General features: G+C 62.3%; 12 protein-coding genes. 3 read left to right on the forward strand and 9 right to left on the reverse strand.

The features are described 5' to 3' along the window. Window positions 1-153: 153 nt before the first annotated feature. A complete protein-coding gene (locus tag L1F31_RS16995; protein ID WP_265418402.1) occupies window positions 154-1,422 on the forward strand; it encodes a lipopolysaccharide biosynthesis protein in 1,269 nt (422 codons plus the stop codon). 110 nt (window positions 1,423-1,532) lie between these two features. Here the strand turns inward: L1F31_RS16995 and L1F31_RS17000 are convergent, their stop codons facing one another. From L1F31_RS17000 to L1F31_RS17040, 9 genes are all read right to left on the reverse strand, one after another. Further along, on the reverse strand, window positions 1,533-2,174 hold the full coding sequence (locus tag L1F31_RS17000; protein WP_265418403.1) for an arsenate reductase/protein-tyrosine-phosphatase family protein: 642 nt from the start codon (window positions 2,172-2,174) through the stop codon (window positions 1,533-1,535). Window positions 2,175-2,179: 5 nt separating this feature from the next. Beyond that, window positions 2,180-3,799 (reverse strand): tyrosine-protein kinase domain-containing protein, encoded by a 1,620-nt coding sequence (locus L1F31_RS17005; RefSeq protein WP_265418404.1) that lies wholly within the window; start codon window positions 3,797-3,799, stop codon window positions 2,180-2,182. 153 nt (window positions 3,800-3,952) lie between these two features. Then, window positions 3,953-4,576 carry an arsenate reductase/protein-tyrosine-phosphatase family protein gene (locus L1F31_RS17010; protein WP_265418405.1) on the reverse strand — a complete coding sequence of 208 codons (624 nt, stop codon included), beginning with the start codon at window positions 4,574-4,576 and terminating at the stop codon, window positions 3,953-3,955. Continuing rightward, on the reverse strand, window positions 4,573-5,688 hold the full coding sequence (locus L1F31_RS17015; RefSeq protein ID WP_265418406.1) for a sugar transferase: 1,116 nt from the start codon (window positions 5,686-5,688) through the stop codon (window positions 4,573-4,575). Before L1F31_RS17015 ends, L1F31_RS17010 begins: the two co-directional genes overlap by 4 nt. Before the next feature lie 213 nt (window positions 5,689-5,901). Beyond that, entirely contained in the window at window positions 5,902-8,586 is a 2,685-nt protein-coding gene (locus tag L1F31_RS17020; RefSeq protein ID WP_265418407.1) for a helix-turn-helix transcriptional regulator, read from the reverse strand. A 242-nt stretch (window positions 8,587-8,828) separates the two neighbouring features. Next, window positions 8,829-10,088 (reverse strand): type III PLP-dependent enzyme domain-containing protein, encoded by a 1,260-nt coding sequence (locus L1F31_RS17025; RefSeq protein WP_265418408.1) that lies wholly within the window; start codon window positions 10,086-10,088, stop codon window positions 8,829-8,831. 64 nt (window positions 10,089-10,152) lie between these two features. Beyond that, the gene (locus tag L1F31_RS17030) at window positions 10,153-11,235 is read right to left on the reverse strand and encodes an ATP-grasp domain-containing protein (RefSeq protein ID WP_265418409.1); all 1,083 of its coding nucleotides are present in this window, start codon (window positions 11,233-11,235) and stop codon (window positions 10,153-10,155) included. A gap of 324 nt (window positions 11,236-11,559) precedes the next feature. Then, window positions 11,560-14,241, reverse strand: coding sequence for a LuxR C-terminal-related transcriptional regulator (locus L1F31_RS18945; RefSeq protein ID WP_283255779.1), 2,682 nt, complete (start codon window positions 14,239-14,241; stop codon window positions 11,560-11,562). Then, complete coding sequence (locus L1F31_RS17040) at window positions 14,238-16,856, reverse strand: AAA family ATPase (RefSeq protein WP_265418410.1); 2,619 nt, start codon at window positions 16,854-16,856, stop codon at window positions 14,238-14,240. Before L1F31_RS17040 ends, L1F31_RS18945 begins: the two co-directional genes overlap by 4 nt. A 787-nt stretch (window positions 16,857-17,643) precedes the next feature. Here L1F31_RS17040 and L1F31_RS17045 point away from each other — a divergent pair. After that, window positions 17,644-18,837 carry an acyl-CoA dehydrogenase family protein gene (locus L1F31_RS17045; protein ID WP_265418411.1) on the forward strand — a complete coding sequence of 398 codons (1,194 nt, stop codon included), beginning with the start codon at window positions 17,644-17,646 and terminating at the stop codon, window positions 18,835-18,837. 38 nt (window positions 18,838-18,875) lie between these two features. Next, complete coding sequence (locus tag L1F31_RS17050) at window positions 18,876-20,021, forward strand: acyl-CoA dehydrogenase family protein (protein ID WP_265418412.1); 1,146 nt, start codon at window positions 18,876-18,878, stop codon at window positions 20,019-20,021. Window positions 20,022-20,204: the final 183 nt, after the last annotated feature.

The raw sequence follows: 20,204 nt of genomic DNA on the forward strand, positions 1-20,204 counted from the left end.
TTGCACGGAATGCCGCACTCGTCATGCATACTCCCGCAAAGAGTCTGCACGATGGGCTGCTCGACAGCCGGCTGGCACCATACTGGAATTCGGACCCGCCGATTCGGAGGACACCACTGTCTTGCACCGTCGGGAAGCAGGAGGATACCGCAGGTGAATAGCTCTCGTTCGGCTTTCCTTCTCGTCACTGTGGGAAACATCGCCGTCGCAGGTGCGCAGTGGTACATCGTTTGGCTGTTCGCCCAGCAGAGCGGACCCACCGCTGTCGGTCACTATTCGACCCTCATCGCGATGATGACCCCCGTCTTCATCGCCTCCCAGCTGGGATTGCGCAATCTCTTCGTCACACTGCAGCGGACGGTTCGCTGGCGAATATACCTCGGCTGTCGATTGTCGACCGTCGGGCTGTCGGTGCTCATCATCGTCGGGCTGGTCATATTGGGGCCGGATCAGATCGACAGTTCTCTCGCGTGGCCTCTGCTGCTGATCAAGGTCAGCGATTCGATCGGAGACCTGTTCTACGCGCGGTTGCAGAAGACCGAACGTCTCTTCGCCTTCGGCCTCATTCTCATCACCGTGGCTCTTGTCAGCGTTGCTGCTGTGACCATAGTCGTCGTTGCCACCGGTTCGCCGGTCGCCGCCTTGTGGGCAGCCGCAGCGGTTTCGTTCGGAGGAACTGCGGTCACGATGTGGACCGCCTCTGCTCGCCCTCCTGAAACGGCGAGCGAGGTGAAGTGTCGGACCACGGTCAGCAACGAGATCAGGGCACTCGTCTCCGCGGGCATCCCGATGTCGATGATGCAGGCAGTCTATTCTCTGCTGTCCTATGTCCCCTTGGCAGTCGTGGCCTGGTTCGGTTCGCCGGAAGATGTCGGTCGCTATGCCTCGGCTGCCTATCTGGTGGTCTTCGCAAATCTGGTGGGTGCCTCGATCGAGACAGTTGTGTTGCCGCGCTTTCGCGCCGTCTATGAGTCCGACGGCGCACTTTTCCTGCGCACAAGGGTCAAGAGGCTGTGTACGATCGGGCTGCTCGCCCTCGCCCCATTCGTCGTTCTCGCCGTGTTCATCGGTCCTTGGCTGCTGTCCGCGGTCTATGGTGCTGGCTTCGAGCTCAGTCGAGTCTCCGTGCTCTATCTTTCCCTGGCAGCCATCTGCACACTCCCGACCTACCTGGCTTCGGCGAACCTGCTGGTCCTCAACCGATATTGGGCGACCTTCTTCGTCGGTGCCGCAGCAATCATCGCGGTACTGTGTGGCGGGGGTGTCGCCGGGGCGGTCGGGATGCCGGCGGTAGCCGCGGGCAGCCTCGCAGTGCTCATCGGTTCAGCGGTCCGGCTGATCGGAGAGATCCTGTGCTCGAAGCCTCGACCCGACAGGTTTCACACCAAGCCGTCCACAGACGGTGCACCGCTCGGTGCCTGAAATCCGGAAGCTGTTCACTTCGCGAGCACACTGCACCGGGGTGGAGCCGACCAATCGCTCGAATTCAACTCCTGAGGTAGGGAGCCGACGGGCTCAGGCGGAGTTGGTCCTCAATTCGATGATGATTGCGCAGTACTGCGAAACTCCCAGTCGACGATGTCGAACACGCCCGGAAGCATCTGTTCGATCATCGTTTCGCTCAGTCGCGACCAGTCGTCATGGGGGTCCACGACATCGTCGCACTCGGGTCCGTCGACATGCGGCATGCGTGATCGCTGAGCCCGCTCGACCAATTCTGTCCAGCGCCGCCTCGAGGTGACTCCGTACGCAGCCGCGAGGGGGCGGATGATTCTCGCGAACTCACGCAGCGTGAAGGACCGTTTGAGTGCGCTGGGCTCGAGGGTCACGGCTTGGCTTCGGTGCCACCGATCCATGCCGATGACGAGATCGGCATGGATGATGTCGGAGCTCTGCAGCCGCCGTGCCCTGAACTCGCTGAGGTCGAAACCCCATTCCGCAGCCAAAGACTCGACGTCATGTGTCACCGGCGCCCCCTCCACTCCGGCCGTTCCGGCACTATCGACTCGGAATCGGCCGGGGGCCACCTCGTCGAATCCCTGCTGGAGAAGTCCGGCAGCCAGTGGCGAACGGAACAGGTTGCCGGTGCAGATGACGAGGATCCTGAACTCAATGCGGCCCCGGTCAAGCGATCTCCGGGTCGGATCGCTACTCAACGCAGTCGAGTTCCTCACGGCACTCAGCTCCGATGCTCAGGCCCGAACCGACGCTTCGCTCGTTTGCCGAGTCTTCTCGCAAGCGTCGCTGAGCGCTTGTCGGCCGTTGCGTCTTGCTGCCGTCCTGACCCCGGTTCGGTTACGGGCCACCTCCGGGGAATATGAGCCGTGGATTCCGAGCCGAGCTGATCCGACATCCAGCTGCCTGAAGCTGTTCGCTCCGCAAGAATCGTATGCTCGTGCCCCGACCGGCCGCCGGACGGCACCAACTGCGGCTCTGCCGTTCGTTCCTGCGGAGCTGAAGTATAGGACACTGTGTATCCGTTGAGGTCGGCATGGCCGAGGGGAACCTTGTTGACGACGAGGCTGAGAGGCGTGTCGACCACGGAAAGATCCTGCAGAGCTTCGTCGAGTTCATTGCGGGAAGCTTGGTTCACTGCGACGACGTGGACGATCCGTCCGGCGGACTTCGCGAGAAGCAGACCGTCCGTGACCGGCAGCACCGGTGGGCAATCGAGGAGAACAGTGTCGAAGTCGTTGCCCAAGACTGCCATGAGTTTGGCCATCGCCCTTGATTCGATGAGTTCGACAGGATTGGCGACGCTGTCTCCGGCGGTGAGGACATAGAGTTCGTCCTGACCCCAGGGTTGCAGCAGATCGTGGACGTCGGCGGCCCCGACCAACGCCGTCGTCAGCCCGGCTGAGTTCTCCAATCCGAGTCGATCGGCAACGGCCGGCTGACGCAGATCGACGTCGACGAGAGCAACGCGCTGCCCGGACTGAGCCAGAGATACGGCAAGTTCGATGCAGGTAGAGGTCTTTCCTTCTGATGGGATCGACGAAGTGACAGCCAGGATGTTGCTCGAGTCCTCGACCCGCACGAAACGCAGGTTCGTCCTCAGCCGTCGTATCGCCTCGTCGTATGGTGTGTCCTGGCGAAGCGCCGGCACTCCAGTCCGGGACGAGGAGTCGCTGTGCATCGGCAGTGATCCGAGGATCGGCGCGTTCGTGATCTCTCGGATACCGGAGATTTCGCGGATCTTCGAGTCCACAGCCGACCGGAACAATGCGCCGGCGATGCCGAGGGAGGCTCCGAGCAGCATGCCGATGGTCACGTACAGCCACCAGGCAGGTCCGTCTGGGGACACCGGTACGATCGCGTCATTGGCAACCGCCAGCCTGATGCCCGACTGGGCTTTGCCATGCCTGGATTCGAGGTCGGTGATAGTCTTCGTGAGATTGTTCGCCACGGACTCGGACAGCAGCGCTGCTTGGCCTGGCGAGGCGGCGGTGGCGTCGACAGTCAGCAGCACGGTCCCGTGGTCCGATGAAGCCGAGACTTTGTCGGCCAGTTCCTCAGGAGTGAAGTCGAGGCTGAGCTCACGGATGACCGGTTCGAGCACTTTGCGTGAGTTCGCAAGGTCGACATACGTGCGCAGCCGTTCTTGGACGAAGGCGGAGGCGATCTGCTTCTGGTCCGGATTCGCAGCTTCGACCGTCGAGACGAACAGTTCGGTCTGGGACGTGTATTCACGCGACTGCAAGAGGAACGCGGCTCCAGCGCACAGTCCGCCCACTGTAATCATCACCAACAGCAGAACGGCGTTCTTGCGCAGGATCCGCACATAGTCGACGATACTCATTTCGGTTCCAATCGGGTCGAAAGACGGACAGCGGCGTTGGTGATCGTTTTCAACTCTACTTTCGCGTGCTCGAGGACGGCCGGTGTCACGGTCGAGCTTGCGGCGCCCCGCAAGGAACCTGCGGCGGACAGCAGCGTGCCCGACCGTCGGAGTTCAGCCAGGACCTCCGTAGACGTGCTCCTGCACTTCCCAATGCCCGATCGTCGAGACAGCCTTGTCGATCTGCGAACCCATTCGTTCAAAAGTCCTCAGCGACCGGAACAGCGGATCGATGACATCATCATCGCTGCCGTCGCCTCTCGGAGCGGTGCGATAACGCGGAGCCAGCGCGGCCAAAGACTGCCACCTCCCGGCCGGGGCTGCCAGCCGCTCGGGACGAATTGTCGGGAGAATGCGGGCGAATTCCCGCAATGTGAACGTGAACCGCAGAGCCTGTGGGACACGATTGACGACTTCTCTGCGGATCACCCGATCCATGACCAGGATGAGATCTGTTTCGAGGGCAGCGGCTTCGTCGAATTCACTGGCGACGAAACCATGCAGTCTGATGTTGCGTCGTGCCGCCAATTCCAACACCTCGACGACCGCAGGGCGTCCCATGACAGCTTTCGTGCCGGCACTGGAGACGGCGAACTCTCCCGGGGCCCTGTCATCGAGTTCTCGCTGCAGAATGCGTGCGGCCAGTGGAGAACGGCAGGTATCAGTGGATCCGACCACGAGGATCCGAAAGCCTGCGGGGATCACCGCCCAGCCTCCGTTCGACTCCGTACGGGTCATGAGGCCGTCTCCACGGCTGGGCCGGTCTCCAATGACCGGAAAGATTGAGATGTCCGAGTCCGTCGCAGCATTCCGTTGAGCCTGTGCGTGGGCGGTGTGACCTGAGACGATCCGATGTGATGTCCGGTTTCCGGCCAAAGAGCGCAGACCGCGAACGCCTGTTCGGGATGCGTACGCTGCCCGAACCTTGACAGGTCGGAAGGATCGTCACAGCCTTCGAATCCGACTTCTGTGAGAATCGCCAGATCGTCGCTTCCCGGCGGCAGGATCCAGACCGCGAATGTCGCTTCGGTTGCCCGGGCACGGTTCGTCGCGAGACGGACGACCTCGCGTCGGACGACCACATCGTTGTCAGCGTCCGGATGCGCATCGAATCGAATCACCACCGCGTCACCGTCGGCAGTCGAAATATCACAGCGCCCGACCCCGTTGCCGGATGTGCTTCGCACCGACCACGTTCGAACATCCTCGGTGCGCCCTTCTTCGTCGAACACCAGAAGGTCGGACTTCAGCGTTCCGCCGAAGTTGTCAGCGGTCGCCTCGCCGTCCTGACTGATGCCGTCGGCGCGCAGCACGATTCTGATGGTTCGGAGGATGATCCGCAGGTCGACAGCGAGACTCGCCGTATCGACGTATTGGACATCGAGATCGAACCGGTCATCCCAGCGCACTTGATTGCGTCCGCTGACTTGAGCCAGCCCGCTCAGTCCCCCGCGGATCAGGTGCCTCCGACGCTGATGAGGAGAATAGTGAGGAAGATAGCGTGTCGGCAGGGGCCGCGGACCGATGAAGCTCATCTCGCCCCGCAGGATGTTCCATAGGCTCGGAAGTTCGTCCAGACTGCTTGAACGCAGCATTCGGCCGAACCGAGTCAGCCTCTGGGCGTCTGAGACCAGTCCCTGCGCGGGGTCGGCATTGAGCATGGTGCGAAACTTCCAGAGCCGGAAGACCTTCTCTCCCTTCGTCACTCTCTGCTGAGTGAAGAAGATAGGCGACCCCAGAAAGACGAACACAAGGACGGCGACGACGATGAAGACCGGTGAGAGAACAATAAGGGCGACGAGGGCACCGATGACATCGAGCATCCTCTTGGCGGAGTGATATCTCGTCATCGTTCGTCGGCCTCCGCTGATAGGTCGTTCTGTCTGACGGTGCTGATCCAGTGAACATGGGCTTCGGTGCACCCGTCCGTTTCGGTTGGCGGCATAGCTGCTCGCTCCTTCGCTCTTCATCTGTCTCTCATGCTAGGCATCTGCGCCAGCCACGAACGTCGGCATGCGGCGAACCTGCGGGTTGCCGCCTATCTGTTGTGGTCGTCGTCGGACTCATGCCGCAGGAAGCTCTGAACCCCTGGTCAGGCGGGCGATGAGTTCGGTGCGTGAGCTGACATCGAGCTTGCGGTACACAGAGGTCAGTCGCAGCTCCACGGTGCGCAGGGAGACGAAGATCTGGCCTGCGATCTCCCGATTCTTCAGCCCTTCGCGCACCAGTCCGACCACTTCTCGCTCATCCGGGGTCAGTACGTCCAGGAGGCTGCTGCGCGCAGGTTGTTCGGGTGCATCCACCGGCGCGAGTCGCGCCGCTGCGGCGAGGTGGTCGGAGCCGACCTCTCGGAAGATTCCCGCTGCCAGGCGCGATCGTTCTGCGGCGGCCGCGTCCGCCCCCGATTCAGCCAACCTTCGGGCCATGACCAACAGCGTCACTCCCTTCTCGAACTGGGAGTCCTCAGGACGCCAAGACCCGAGCAGGCGTCCCATGGCTTCCAGCCTGCCTTCGGCCGGAAGCAGCAGGAAGCGAGACCGCTCCAACGCCAGTTCAGCCCACCGTGACGGGGCCCGCTCGACCTTTCCGTGAAAGACCTGAACCAGCATTCCCGCGTGCTCCCGACGGCCTGTTGCCAGCAGCGCTTCGATGAGGTCCGGCTCATACCGGATGATATTGGGGTTGAGTTCATTCGATGCGAGCTCCTCACAGCGGTGGAGGTGCCGAACCGCTTCCGCAGGGAGTCCGACCCGAAGGAGATAGTTGCCCTGGAGCGCGTTGAGCTCGGCTAGCAGACTGCGGTTCTGTGAAGCCATCGCGTGAGCGGTGAGCTCGGACTCAACGACCTCCGCATCGCTGGCACGTCCTTGCGCGAGAAGACTCCAACACCGGAGAATCAGAAGTCGGTCACGACGGATCATCTGCTCGCTGTCGCCGGCGGATGCGCACTTGTCGATGAGCGCGATCGCAAGTCCGATATCACCGCGTCGGATTGCAATCTCGGCACGGACGCACAGCGACTGGATGTCCCAAGCCTCACCGCGGCCCCCACCATCATCAAGGCAGTCCAAGGTGGCCAGTGCAGAATCATATTCTTCGGTCATCATGAGTCCGCGGGACAGCAGCAGCAGGCTGATGGGATCGACCTCCCCTGTGGCGTCGAGCCTCTGGAACGCCGCGATCGCACTTTCGCCGAGTCCACGCCCGCAATCGAGCAGAATCCCGAGGAATCGGGAGAGCTCACGTGACCGCCGATCGAAATGGGCGCCAAGGCTGCACGCGGTTTCCAGCAGTTCCTGCGCCTCGGCCGTTTCCCGTCTCAGCGCATGGCACAGACCTAAGACCAGCTGCAGTTGGGCGACCTCCATGGGCGCCTCTGCGATTTCGCTGCTGCTCCACTGATTGCGCAGCCGAAGCGGAACTGACTGATGCGTGAGGAACTCGGCCCAGATCCGCAGTGCCCGCGCTCGGAGCGTCTCCTTGACCGAGCCGCTGCGGGAGGCGTGGTCGAGGTAGCGAAGGGCGAAGGTGATCTGTCCACGGTCCAGCAGGGCCTCGGCCAGGTCATTCAAAAGGGTCGAGGTGCCTTCTGCGTCCGGCCCCAAGGCGAGCGCTCGCTCCGCGAATTCGATGCCCGCCCACACCATTCCCTCCTGGACCAGATGACAAGCGTCGTCGAACAGGGTCAGCGGCGTATCGTCGGTGGCTTCGAAGAAGGACCGGTGCCAGTGATGCAATTCCGGATAGAGTCCCTCGCAGCGTTGCGCCAACAGCGTGTGCCCGCTCAGCCGCGCATCGGCGGTCGACTGTCCGTATCTGATGGCTCGAATCAGCTCCTCCGAGCAGCGACTGAATGTCCCATCTCTCTCGACGACTCCGCGGGACTCCAGCTCCGAGAACCATTCCCAGCTGTCTTGTGAAGCTCCGAGAACGACGGGCCGTGGAGACAGCGGAGCCAGTGACATCAGGTCCAAGAGCTCTTCCGCGCCTTCGCTGAGACCGTTCACCGCGGTCTTGACCATGTCCTCGGCATTCGACTCGACGCGCAGCGGCAGATCGAGAGCCTGGTCCCCCTCCAACTGGTTCCGCGGCAGACGCTCGATGATTCCGCACAGTGCGGCGGGGCGTCCTGAAGCGGTGCGCACCGCCGTCGCGGCGACTCCTGCGGCAGTCCGGCCCCCTGTCAGCCTGTCTGCCAGGTCAGCCATCCGACGTTCGCTCACTCGCTTGAGTACTATGCTCGGCATACCGGCAAGCAGACTGCTCGGATTGAGCTCTCCGGTCGAGACAGCGAATCTCAGCCGACTTCCCGCAATACGGCGCAGCAGATGTCCCAGAACCAGTTGCGACGGCCGATCCATGACGTCGGCATCGGGCACGATCGCCAGGGTCGGGTGTTCAAGGACCAGGCCGGCGATCAGCGAAGTGACTTCGTCGGCGATGGTCAGTGCTGCTGCCATGTTCTCCCCGGAGTCCTGCCTCAGTCGGCTGTCGAGGAGGACAGACCCGAAGCTCGTCGGCTCCAATGCTCTCAGTGCGGAGAAGATGATCTCCAACCCGGAATAGGGTCTCGCGTCCTCGGCCTGCCCGATCGGAACCCTGATGACGGGCCCTTCGGCCTCGGCCTCCAACGCGGCGAGCATCTCTTCGCCGCCCATCCCCGGAGGGCCGATGACTGCGACCGCACTGTGTCGCTCCAAGAGGGTGCGCATCTGCTCGAGCTCGGCAAGACGGATCTGCATAGTCATCGTGAGCTCCGCTTCGTACATGGGTCTTCGTCGACGTGCGACCGCGCACGCAGAGTCATTGTGGTGTTCATGACCTCATGATCGTGCGGTGGGCGGGGCTGCGGACAGGTGGTCATGCCCGGACATGTTCGAGTCAGTACTCAGTCACGATCGAGGCAGCACTGGCGCAGGTACTCAGTCACGCTCGGCTGCCGGCATGAACTGCGGTGCGGCTGCTCCGGAAGGCCTCTGAACGAGCGTCTTCAGCTCGCAGCAGTTGTCGCTGAACCGGCCGAGAACGTCGACGGGCCATGCGACCAGCCATTGCACTGCAGGTAGTCCTCGACGTCGCAGCGACGCCGGATGAGTGTGAGCAGTCCGTCTTCGTGACGGAGGTAGACGGCAGGAGGGTATTCGATGAACGCGGACCCGTAGGACATGGTGTATGCCCCGACCTTTCGGAACACGATGCGATCACCTTCACTCAGGGTCGGGTAGTCAGTGAGCACCATCAGCCGATCATCCTCCATGCATGTGAATCCTGCCAGCACCTGCTCCGGATGAGTCTGGTCCGCCGACTCGGCGCTGATGTCGAACGGAGTGGTCTTGCGGAAGAGCGGATCGAGATCGACTCTGCTCGTATCGGTGATGACGAAGCGCTGCCGACCGATGTCCTTGACGTCGAGCACCTGTGCGTGGAGTTCCACCGGAGCGGCGATCACCGACCCTCCCGGCTCGATGACCAGCCGAGTCCGCTGTGGGTCGACGACATCGCTGAGAGTCGAACGGATGCCGGATATGTACTGGTCGAACAGTTCGGTGTCTTTCAGACTGCCGAAGAACCCTCCGCCGATGTCGAGCCAGTCCAGCTCGAGTCCGAGAGTCGAGATGATCTCAGAAGCCACTCCGGCGGATGCCTGAAATACCTGTGGGCTGCTCGTCCGGGAATTGCGGTGCATATGCAGACCGACGACTTTCACCCCCGCCGCGGTCAGCTCGGCGATGTTCGCACTGAGATCGCCGTTGTCGAAATCGAAGCCGAAACGACTCGCCGCATCGCCCACGGTGCTCTCTCCAGGGCACAGCCCTTCGAGATCCCAATTGACACGCAGCCCCACCCGCACGTTCAGGTCAGGCCTCTCCCGGGCCAGTTCCGCCGCCCACCTGACCTCTCTGCTGGAATCCAGGTTCGTCAGTGAGCCCTCTCGCAGCGCGCTCCGCAAGAGCGCACGGCTCTTGACCGGGCCGTTGTACACGATCCGTTCCGGTGGAAACCCGAGGACACGCGCCAATCCGTATTCGGAATCGGAGACGACTTCCGCCCAGATTCCTCTCTGCTTCATGTAGCTCAGCAGCCACGGGAGCGAATTGGTCTTCACGGAGTAGGACATGACGGAGTTCGGCCAATTCCGGTCCAACGCCTTCTGGAATCGGGTCACCAGAATTTCGAGAGCCTCCTCGTCGATGACGAATGCCGGGGTCGGTGGGCCTTCTGTGATGGGTTGTGGTTCTGACGAACTCATGTCTGCCTTTCTTCACTGCACGCACGAAGTCCACCGTCTCCTGGCTCTCCCTGGAGCCTGTCGCCTATGCGACTTCGACAGCGTCCCTCGTCATATCTGAACTCTGCTGACCATGGGCGGTCACACGAGTCTCCTGGTATTTGGCGGCGACGACCCCGTACTCGTAGTGTCGCCAACTTGCATCGATTGCGATTCCGAAGATCTGGCTCAGGTAGTAGAGCGGAACATCGGCCCCGGCAAGATGAACGAATGGATAGCCGCCTCCGAAGCGGGGGTTGATGTCGATCACCGAAGCCGCGCCCGCATCGTCCAAGAAGATGTCGAGGTCGATGAGCCCAGACAGTTCCGCAGCGTGAGCGATCTTCGCCGCAGCGTCTGCGAAGGGCGCGGGATCGACAGTCACGGCTTTGTCAGTCTCCCCGGCGCGCATCCGAAGCTTGCGTCGTGCGAAGACCCCCGACAGGGATCCTTCGTCCACGAGGCTCGAGACGATGTCCACCCCGTACTCACTTCCCGGTGCGCATGGCTGAACGATGACCTCATCGAGGGTGTCAGTGCTGCCTTCCCGGCGCCTGACGCTCTTCGCGGAACTGATGATGGCGTCCTGCAGCCGATTCGCTGTGACCACGGCCAGTCCGGAGGAACGAGAGCCGAATCGATGTTTGACCACGAACTCGCCGGATGAGCCGACCGTGTCCAGAAGCCGGTCCTGTTCGCTTCCCGTGACTGTCATCGGGGTCCTTACGCCGATGTCTTCGAGCATGCGCGACATGTGGAGCTTGTCTGCGCAGCCCTTCTGCCATGCGGGTGAGACTCCGGGGACGAAGATTCCCCTCTCACGCAGACCCGCTGCGATATTCGTGTCGACGTGAAGCTGCATCAGTTCATAGTCGTTCGCGGACAGGAAGAGCTTCGGCTCGAAGTCATCGACGAGCCGCAGCAGCTCCTCGGTGTAGGTCGGATCCGTATAGGGCGGCAGCAACCGCATCTCATCTCCATAGGATGCGGCCGCGCTGGTGGGATCGTTCTCTGCAATGATGATGCGACTGTTGAGGCCGACCTTCTCCAGCGCAGTGCGGAACCAGTCGATGAGATAGAGCCTCCGCCCCGCGGAACCGATGACGATCGGCGCACTTTCAGCTCTCAATGATCTCTCCCGACGCTCGCAATTCCGGCTCGATGACTCATCGGGGACTCGTCCGCAGATCGAATTCGCTGTGCATGCCAGGGGGTTCTCTGCCGAAGCGATCAGACCGTTGCGTCTGGATTCGGAATTCGAAGTGGGAGTTCCCGATGTCTTTTCACAATAGCTTTGCAGTCACCGTCGACCGGCCGGTTACCGGGATCTTTGCGGTTTACCGAAAGCAATGTGCGAAGGCATCTCTGCCTTCTTCGGCCGCTGTTCTCCAGTGGCCGCTGGTCGAAATGCAGGGTGCCCAGCTCGCGCTCTGACAGTGAGTCGGGCCGCGGCTCACGGGCTCTCGGTCTTCTGCTTTGCTCTACCGGTGATGTCGATATTCAACCGCGCGAATGCCTCGGCGACTTGGTGCCGGCGAGTGATCCCCAATTTTCGGTAGAGGCGATAGGCGTGCCCTTCTACCGTGCGAACGGCGGCTCCGAGCTGCTCGGCGATCTCGGCGTTCGACCGCCCCTTGACCAGGAGCCCGCAGATCTCCCGTTCCCGTTCCGTCAGTTCGATCGGCAGCTCGGAGGAGACAACCGTCGCCGGCACGCTGCCGCGATGTTTGAGACGTTCCTTCGCCAACTGCACGCATCGTGCGGAAACGTCAGGTGCCGACGCGCGTTTCTCCTCGGCGATCTTCAGCAGACTCGTTGCGTCCCTCTCCCGCAGCGCAGTACCCACAGCCCCGAGGAATCGGAAATCCTGTCCCTCGCCCAACACTGCAAGTCGACACATCGCTTCGGCATCGGCCTCCCCGAAGTGACGGAAGAGCAGGTAGCGAATATGAGCCGCTAGGCCGAATACCTCTTGCCTCTCAGCGTCCTCGAGCATCTGGTTGAGCTCTTTTTCGGCTTCCGAATCGGAATTGCGCAGACGACGGGAAATGAGCGCATACACGGATGCTCGTCTGAATTCCATCTGGAAACTCGAACGGACGAGGCGCAGAAAGCGGACATCGAACTCTTCTGCCATCTGCGATTCCCCGTTGAGCGTGGCCACGTACTGGGCAAGTCCCAGCGCAGTCGCGAGGGCAGTCGACTGATTCCAGTAGTCCAGTGCTTCGACACCTGCACGGGCGAACCGCAGCGACGCTTCGATCTCCCCCTCACGCAACAGGATCTCTGCTTCCATGATGTCACCGGCTCCACTCCGCGCCGCAAGCTGGGCGATGTCGTTCGTTCGCGGCACCTGCAGTGACCGCCGAGCCGCAGCGAGATCTCCGTGCTCAAGCTGGGTGCGGGCGTCGAGCATTCTCAGGATCATGTCGCCCATTCCCAATGAACGGAGTTCGCGCTTCACGAGCGTGATCATCTCAGCGGCTTTTCCGGGCCGACCTCTCTCCAGTTCGAATGAGCTGGAGACCAATCCTGCTGCCATTCGGTACATATCGGGAAGAGAGCTGTCGAGAGCATGGCTGCGCAGCAGATCTCCGTCGGGACGCACATCGAATGATCCCATGTCACGGAGACTGCCGGAGCCGACGACGGATCGAATCGTGTGGAACATGCCCTTTGCCGCTTCGGCGCTGAGGCCGTCGGCTGAGAACCATCTCGCCGCCTGGCTGTGCTCCGCGGAGTGCGCGGAGCATGTGCCCTCGGCGCAGCACTTCTCTTCGAGGGCGGCGATTCTGTCGAAGGCGGCGATGAAGTCCGTTGCCTCGAGAGCCACTGAACGATGCGTGGTCTGCCGGTTGCCCCAGACCACGGCGGCTGTGAGCACCAATCCGGGACAGCACGCCTTGTGCAGGCAGTGTGCGAGCAGGTCGAGCCCGAGTTCGACCTGCCCGACGTTGCAGTAGAGGTAGGCAAGTTCGAAGAGCTCCGCCGCGCTCAGGTCGTCGGTGGGAATATCGCCCAAGATCCGCAGGGCACGATGCCATTCAGCTGCTTCGATGGCAGTCATGGCCGCATCGATGATCTGTCGTTCCTCGAGATCGATCCCGGAGCCCAAAGCCCATTCGGTCCTGAGCATCTGCGATCGTGCGTTCGGACTGTCCGGATAGTCGGCGACGATGCCGTACCACTTCCGACTGCGACCGATGGGGATGCTCGCACGAACCGTCTCGGATGCGTGGTGCTCACGCGCGACGTAGACACGACCGGTGTCGCTGATGATTCGCAGGTCGCCGAGATCGACGAGCCTGTCTGCTGCCGCGCCGAGCCCGAGCGAGAGCATAAGTTCGATTTCGATCTCGCCGGCCATGACCACGAGTTCGAGTGCGGTCCGCTCGTCCTCCGAATGTTCCTCCAGATCGATCCGGGCGAAGTCGCGCGCCCGAGCATCGAAGTCGGTGTCGAGGCCGTCGAGTATGACGACACCGTTGCGGAGCAGCAGTCGATTCTTCCGCTTGCAGTATCCGATGAGCTCGAACAGTTTTCCGGGATTGCGCCCGGAGTGGAAATCGATGATGTCCAGAACGGCTTGGGAAGCTATCCCGCCGAAGCTGTATTCGATCGCGTTGCGCAGATCTTTCGCGGCCAATGGGCCGAGAGTGATCTGGGCCATGGCCTGTTCGTCGACGAGTTCGGCGAACGGCCACGAGGTCCTGATTGCAGAGTGGCGCGTCATCGCCACGATGCGAATCGTGCCGTCGGAGGCGAGCTGTGTGAGAAGACGCAGGCTCCGAGCATCGAGATAGTGGGCGTTGTCGACGTACACCGTCGGAGTCTGCACGCCTTCGGTCAGCGCTTCGATCACTCGCCTGGGCACACCGACAGGGTCGTCGAGGTCGACGATCATCGCGAAGACGCCGAACGGTGTCGCGCTCAGCACTCGATCGGCACGCAGCCACGTCTCCTGCCCGCCTCGCCGCCGATGGATCTCCCTGGCCAAACGGGATTTGCCCATTCCGGCATCGCCGTTGATGAGAATGCCGACCACAGCCGCGTCGGTCAACGACTGCTCGATGGCTCGCAGCTCTCCTTCCCGGCCCAGAAGCGGCGGGCGGTGCAGCTTCACTCGTGCGGTCATGCCAGCCTCCATGCGATCTGCTTGAGTTCCTGGCGATCGCTGACGTGCAGCCGTCGATAGATCCGACCGAGGTGCCATTCCACGGTTCGGACCGACAGATGGAGCTGAGCACCGAGTTCTGCATTGCTGGAGCCTCCGGCTACGCCGAGCACCAGTTTCTTCTCAATATCCGTGAGCATCGCAGAGAGATCGGCGCCGCCGGCATCAAAGGTGATCGTGCGCAGACTGGAGTCCAAGAGTGCGCGGGCACGTTTGACGCCGGCCGCATCCCCTTTCTGGACTGCTCTGTCGCGTGCGGTGCGCGCGAGATCGGCGGAGATCACTACCGCGCCGAAGCTCAGTGCCGCTTCTGCAGCGTCGGTCAGTGCTGTGTCCTCCGCGTCGCCATAGGCTCGTGCGACGACTGCCGCCAAGCGACCCAGATCTCCGTCGACGCTGCCGGCGGCTCGGGTGAGATCCACCTGTGCCGACTGGCTGCCGTGCCGACTCGCCTCCAGCCAGGCATAGACGGTGAGTGTGTGCGCACCGAGCTCATCGGCTTCTGCGCCGAGCGCGTAGAGCTCCTCGGCCGTCTTCTGCGGATTCGTCAGAGCAGACGACTGGAGTTCGAGAAGGTCCGTTGTGAAATCCTGCAGCCAGTTGAATTCGGAATTCGGCACACCGTGCATCGGTCCGGGGACTCTGCCGGCCGATCGGGGGCCTAGCCTCCGACTTTCGCCTCGACTCGAGGTTCGTCTTCCCGGCATTGTCTTCGGTGCACGCGAAGTCGACGCCTCACGCATCTGCAGGTATCCCTCGGCCAGATGCAGCGCGGCGAGCCTGAGTGACTGATCCTGACCTGCCTCGGCCCGCCCCTGCGGTGTTCTGTCCAGGCTCTGGTGAGCGCGCGTGATGTGCCCGGTCCAGAGATCGACGAGAGCCGCAGCTGTGGAGAGGTCCATCCGCGGTGACGCGTACTTCAAGGCCGCTCTGGCTCTGTCCCAGGAGCCGGCGAGGTAGTGCCCGGCGAAGATCTGAGGAGTCGAATCCTCGACTTCGAAGCTTGTCGTGTCAGGAAGATTGAGCATTGCTTCGGCTTGGATCAGATAGGTGAGCCCACGCTCTATCTGCCCTCGTATGACCGACACACTCCCGAGAATCGCGCAGGCACGCTGCCGGTGGCGAGGCAGGCAGCTGAAATCGCGGAAGACGCGCTCAGAGATGATCCGTGCCGCGTCGAACCGACCTCCCCGCATTTCGAACTGAGCTCTGGTGACGTCCAGCCGCCCGATGTGCACGGCGTCGACAAGGCGATCTCGGACCCACTCGGTCCGCAGACTCTGGGGTTCGCGGGGATCGGTGACTCGCAGCTCGAGGCAAGCGAGGCGTGAGAGATACTCGTCAGAGCTGTCTCCGTCATTCGAGGAGGAGATGAGTCGGTCGAGGATGACCTCGGCTTCGACGTTGTCGCCTCGCCCGTACTCCGCGCGCGCCAGTTCGAGCTGGAGCTCCGGAATATCCGAATGCGATCCTCTCAGCAATCCCACTGCGCCGGAGAAGTCCCCTCGCCCGTTGGCCCATGATGCAGCACGGAAGGTCGTCTGCGGATCGACGTGGATTCCCCATTCCAGCATCCAGCTGACTTTCCCGAACAGGGCTGCGCCCTGGAGCGTCAGAGTGTCCAACACCGGGAGGACCTCCCGGAGCAGCTCCAGTGAACGTGAAGAGGGGACGCTGTCTTGCACGACCAGGGCCAAGGCAGGTTCGACCAGCGACACTTCGGAGCACCTGTCTCTGCCGATGGCCACAATTCCTCTCTCGACGAGGTTGTCAAGCAGATCGACCTCGCACATAGCGTGCAGAGCATCGTACGGAAGCGCCCCGATCATGGCGATGAGTTCGAGGATTCGGCGCTGAGCCGGAAGGATGTTCCACAGGACTCGGTCTTCAGCACTTCGGCGTGCCAGCGGAGTCGACTCACGGTCGGCGAAGAGCCTGCTGAGCAGGCGAGGGTTGCCTCGCGATCTCATGCTGAGGTCGGCGATTGCGTGTTCGTCGACCTCATGGCCGGCTTCCCGGGCAAAGGCTGCGACAGCTGAGTCGTCGAGACTCTCCAGATCGACGCGAACGACCTTGCCGGAACCCCACAGGTCTGCCAGGAGGTCTACCGGTCGGCGGACTGTTTCGGCGGCCGCCAGGACCCTGATGCGTCCTTCCGCCGCCAGCTGCGAAATGATCGACAGGGACTGTTCATCCACCCGATCAGCGTTGTCGACGACGATGACCGGTGTGTGCGCGCCTGCGGAACGCGCGAAGACCCGCGTCACGATGGAGAATGCGGCTCCCAGTGAAATCTCGTCGGCCGCCTCACCTTCGGTGGTGAGGAGGATTTCGAAGATTCCGAGGCTCCTATTGGCGATCAGATTCGAGCCGCGGAATCGGAATACGGGGACTTCGGGCTCGAAGTTCGTCGCTACCGCGTTGAGGACGGTGGTCTTTCCCATTCCCGTCGCTCCGATGATCAGCACTCCATCGGTGCTCGGATCAGCGAGGATGGCGACGATATCAGCAATCTCGGCCTGCCGCGCGACAGCCGAACCGACAACTGAAGAATGCGATGCCACAGACGAGGTCATGCCGTCTCACCTGAGCGCACGATTTCATTCGCCGCGGACGAGGTGCCCGAGGCATCACTGCTACACGATCCGTCTTTCGCAGTAAAGCACCGTCTGATCACGAAACGATCGAGCGCTGAGGTCTCCACCACAGCCTCGCTGCGGACGCCGATTCTGGAAAAACGCGAAATGCCTCGCGCCGGGGCAGCGATCGTGCAGATGCTTCGCCGGGACGCGTCATCATGTGCAGGGGTCGCCTGCTCCTGGGGAGTCATTCCGACATCGGATTCGAGGGGATCCGTGCAGGTCATCTCACCAGCAGCACGGTTGATTGGGGATAGGGCAATCATCCCGTCCACTTCTCTCTAAGACTGCATTTCGAGCGACCTAGGGGGAATTCGCTTTTCCATGCTTCACCTGTAGTTGCGAAAATTGACCACGAGCCGACTCGAGAGCCGCCGTGTTTCTCTGATACTAAATCCGCAGCAGGAGTTTGCACCCTCCCAAGTACGCAATGTTAAGACTCTGTAACATAATAAATGACCTGGTATAACAAAACTGCAATACTTCACGTGTATTACCGATTCGGCGAACAAACACTGCCATTGCTCAGCCGCAGCGGCCATAGATTGCCACTCACATCCGCGCGCAGCGGTCCGCCCGCCGTGGACGCCAAACACAGGGCCGTTCCTATTCACCGGGAGTACAGCGGCCTGACGCACCTTCCGCAGTCGACACCCACTTGTGGCGCCGCAGACCGGACCGTACCATTGGAAATAAGTTACTGAACGATCTATAAGGAGCTCGTATGGACACCCTGCTGAGTGCAGAAGAGCGCGATTTCGCGCAGCAGATGCGTCAGTTCTACCGCACGGAGATCCCCGAGGAGCTCCGTTTCAAGGTCGCCACCGGCCAGGAGCTGAGCAAGGACGACATGGTCACCTCGCAGCAGATCCTCAACAAACACGGTTACGCAGTGCCGAACTGGCCCGTCGAATGGGGCGGTCAGGACTGGACCCCGGTGCAGCGGCACATCTGGCTCGAGGAGATGCAGCTGGCATGCGTGCCACAGCCGCTTCCGTTCAACGTCTCCATGGTCGGCCCGGTCATCGCCACCTTCGGATCGCAGGAGCTCAAGGAGCGGTTCCTTCCTGCCACCGCGAACATCGACATCTGGTGGTCACAGGGCTTCTCCGAACCCGATGCCGGTTCCGACCTCGCCTCACTGAAGACCTCTGCCGTGCGCGACGGTGACAAGTACATCGTCAACGGCCAGAAGACCTGGACCACACTCGGACAGTACGGCGACTGGATGTTCAACCTCGTTCGCACCGACCCGAACGTGAAGAAGCAGGCCGGCATCTCCTTCCTGCTCATCGACATGAAGACCCCCGGCGTGACGGTGCGTCCGATTCAGCTCATCGACGGCGGCCACGAGGTCAACGAAGTCTTCTTCGACAATGTCGAGGTCCCCGTCGAGAACCTCGTCGGTGAAGAGAACAAGGGCTGGACCTACGCGAAGTTCCTGCTCGGCAACGAGCGCACCGGAATCGCCCGCATCGGCGGCTCGAAGGTCAACCTCGCCCGCGCCAAGGCCTACGCCGCGGTGACGAAGACGGCTCGTGGAACCCTCCTCGACGATCCGCTGTTCTCCGCGAAGCTCACACGCATCGAAGCCGAACTCACAGCACTCGAGATGACCCAGCTGCGGATCCTCTCGACCCAGGCGGCCGGTTCGGATAAGCCGGACCCGCGTTCCTCGGTGCTCAAGCTCAAGGGCTCCCAGCTGCAGGAGGACATCTCCGAGCTCCTCGTCGATGTGCTCGGTCCGCAGGGGCTCGACTTCGTCTCCGACCGTGTCCAGGGCCAGGGCCTGTCCGATCTGCCGGCGGCGGCAGTCGACGCTCTGCCCTCCTACTTCAACACCCGCAAGGTCACCATCTACGGCGGTTCGTCCGAGGTGCAGCGCGGAATCATCTCGAAGGCACTGCTCGGTCTCTGAGGCACCGACGCTCACACGATCTCTCAAAGAGGACAACAATGGATCTTGAACTCAACGACATTCAGCAAGAACTCGCCAGCACTCTCAACAAGTACCTGCGCAGCGAGTACGACACCGCCAAGCGCGAAGAGATCCTTCGCAGCGACGAGGGCATCTCCCGTGAGAAGTGGCAGGACTTCGCCGAAATGGGACTGCTCGGGCTTGCCATTCCCGAGTCCTACGGCGGCGCCGGCATGACCTTCAGCGAGGTGGCCGTGGTCGCCGAGGCGTTCGGTCGATCCCTCGTGCTCGAACCTTTCCTCGCCACTGCGGTTCTCGGTGCGAACTCAGTGCTGCTCGCCGGCAGCGAGGAGCAGAAGCAGGCCATCCTGCCCGGTGCGGCCGAAGGCCAGATCTTCCTCGCTCTTGCCTCTCTCGAGCCGGGACTGCGCTACGCCGTCGATGCCCCGCAGACCCAGGCCTCCGAATCCGATGGCAGCTTCACCCTCACCGGTGAGAAGACCAGTGTCCTCGGCGGAGACGTCGCCGATCACTTCATCGTCACCGCCACGCAGAGCGGAGAGCTCGGTCTCTACCTCGTCGCCGCCGACGCCGAAGGCCTGTCCCGGGTCGCTCAGCGTCAGGCCGATGGCCTCGGCAGCGCGAACCTCAAGCTCGACAACGTCGCTGCACAGCGTCTTGACGCGGCCGATGCCAACGCCGTCCTGTCCGAAGTCATCGACCTCGGCAATGCCGCGATCATGGCTGAGGCCGTCGGTGCGCTCGAGGCCTCCATGACGATGACCGCCGAATACCTGAAGACGCGTGAGCAGTTCGGCGCGCCCATCGGTGCCAACCAGGCGCTCCAGCATCGCGCAGCGGACCTCTATGCGGAGCTCGAATACGCACGCAGCATGGCTCTGTACTCGCGTCTGGCCGTGACCTCCGAGGTCCCCGGCGCGGAGAAGGATCGCCACCGCGATGTCATCGCCGCGAAGATCATCGTCGACCAGGCTGCCCGCAACATCAGCCAGGAGTCGATCCAGATGCACGGCGGCATCGGCATGACCATGGAATACCCCATCGGTCACTACGCCAAGCGCCTGACGGTCATGACCCGCACCTTCGACGATGCCGACTCCCTCACCGCGGAACTCGCCGAACTGGGCGGGCTCATCGAACCCCACGCCGCCGACCTCGCCTGAGGCCACGTCCGCCGCTCGGGTTCCACTGCGAACCTGAGCGATGTGGGCCGGCAGCACAGAAGCGCCGCGGCGGCACGATTCCGATCGTGCCGCCTCGGCGCTTTCGCATCCGCTCCGCGTTGTCGGAAGTGTTCAACGGCTCGACGGTCGGCAGCATTCAACGGTTGGCGTTGATTCTCCGGT

The organism is Brevibacterium spongiae (assembly GCF_026168515.1).
Taxonomy (GTDB): domain Bacteria; phylum Actinomycetota; class Actinomycetes; order Actinomycetales; family Brevibacteriaceae; genus Brevibacterium; species Brevibacterium spongiae.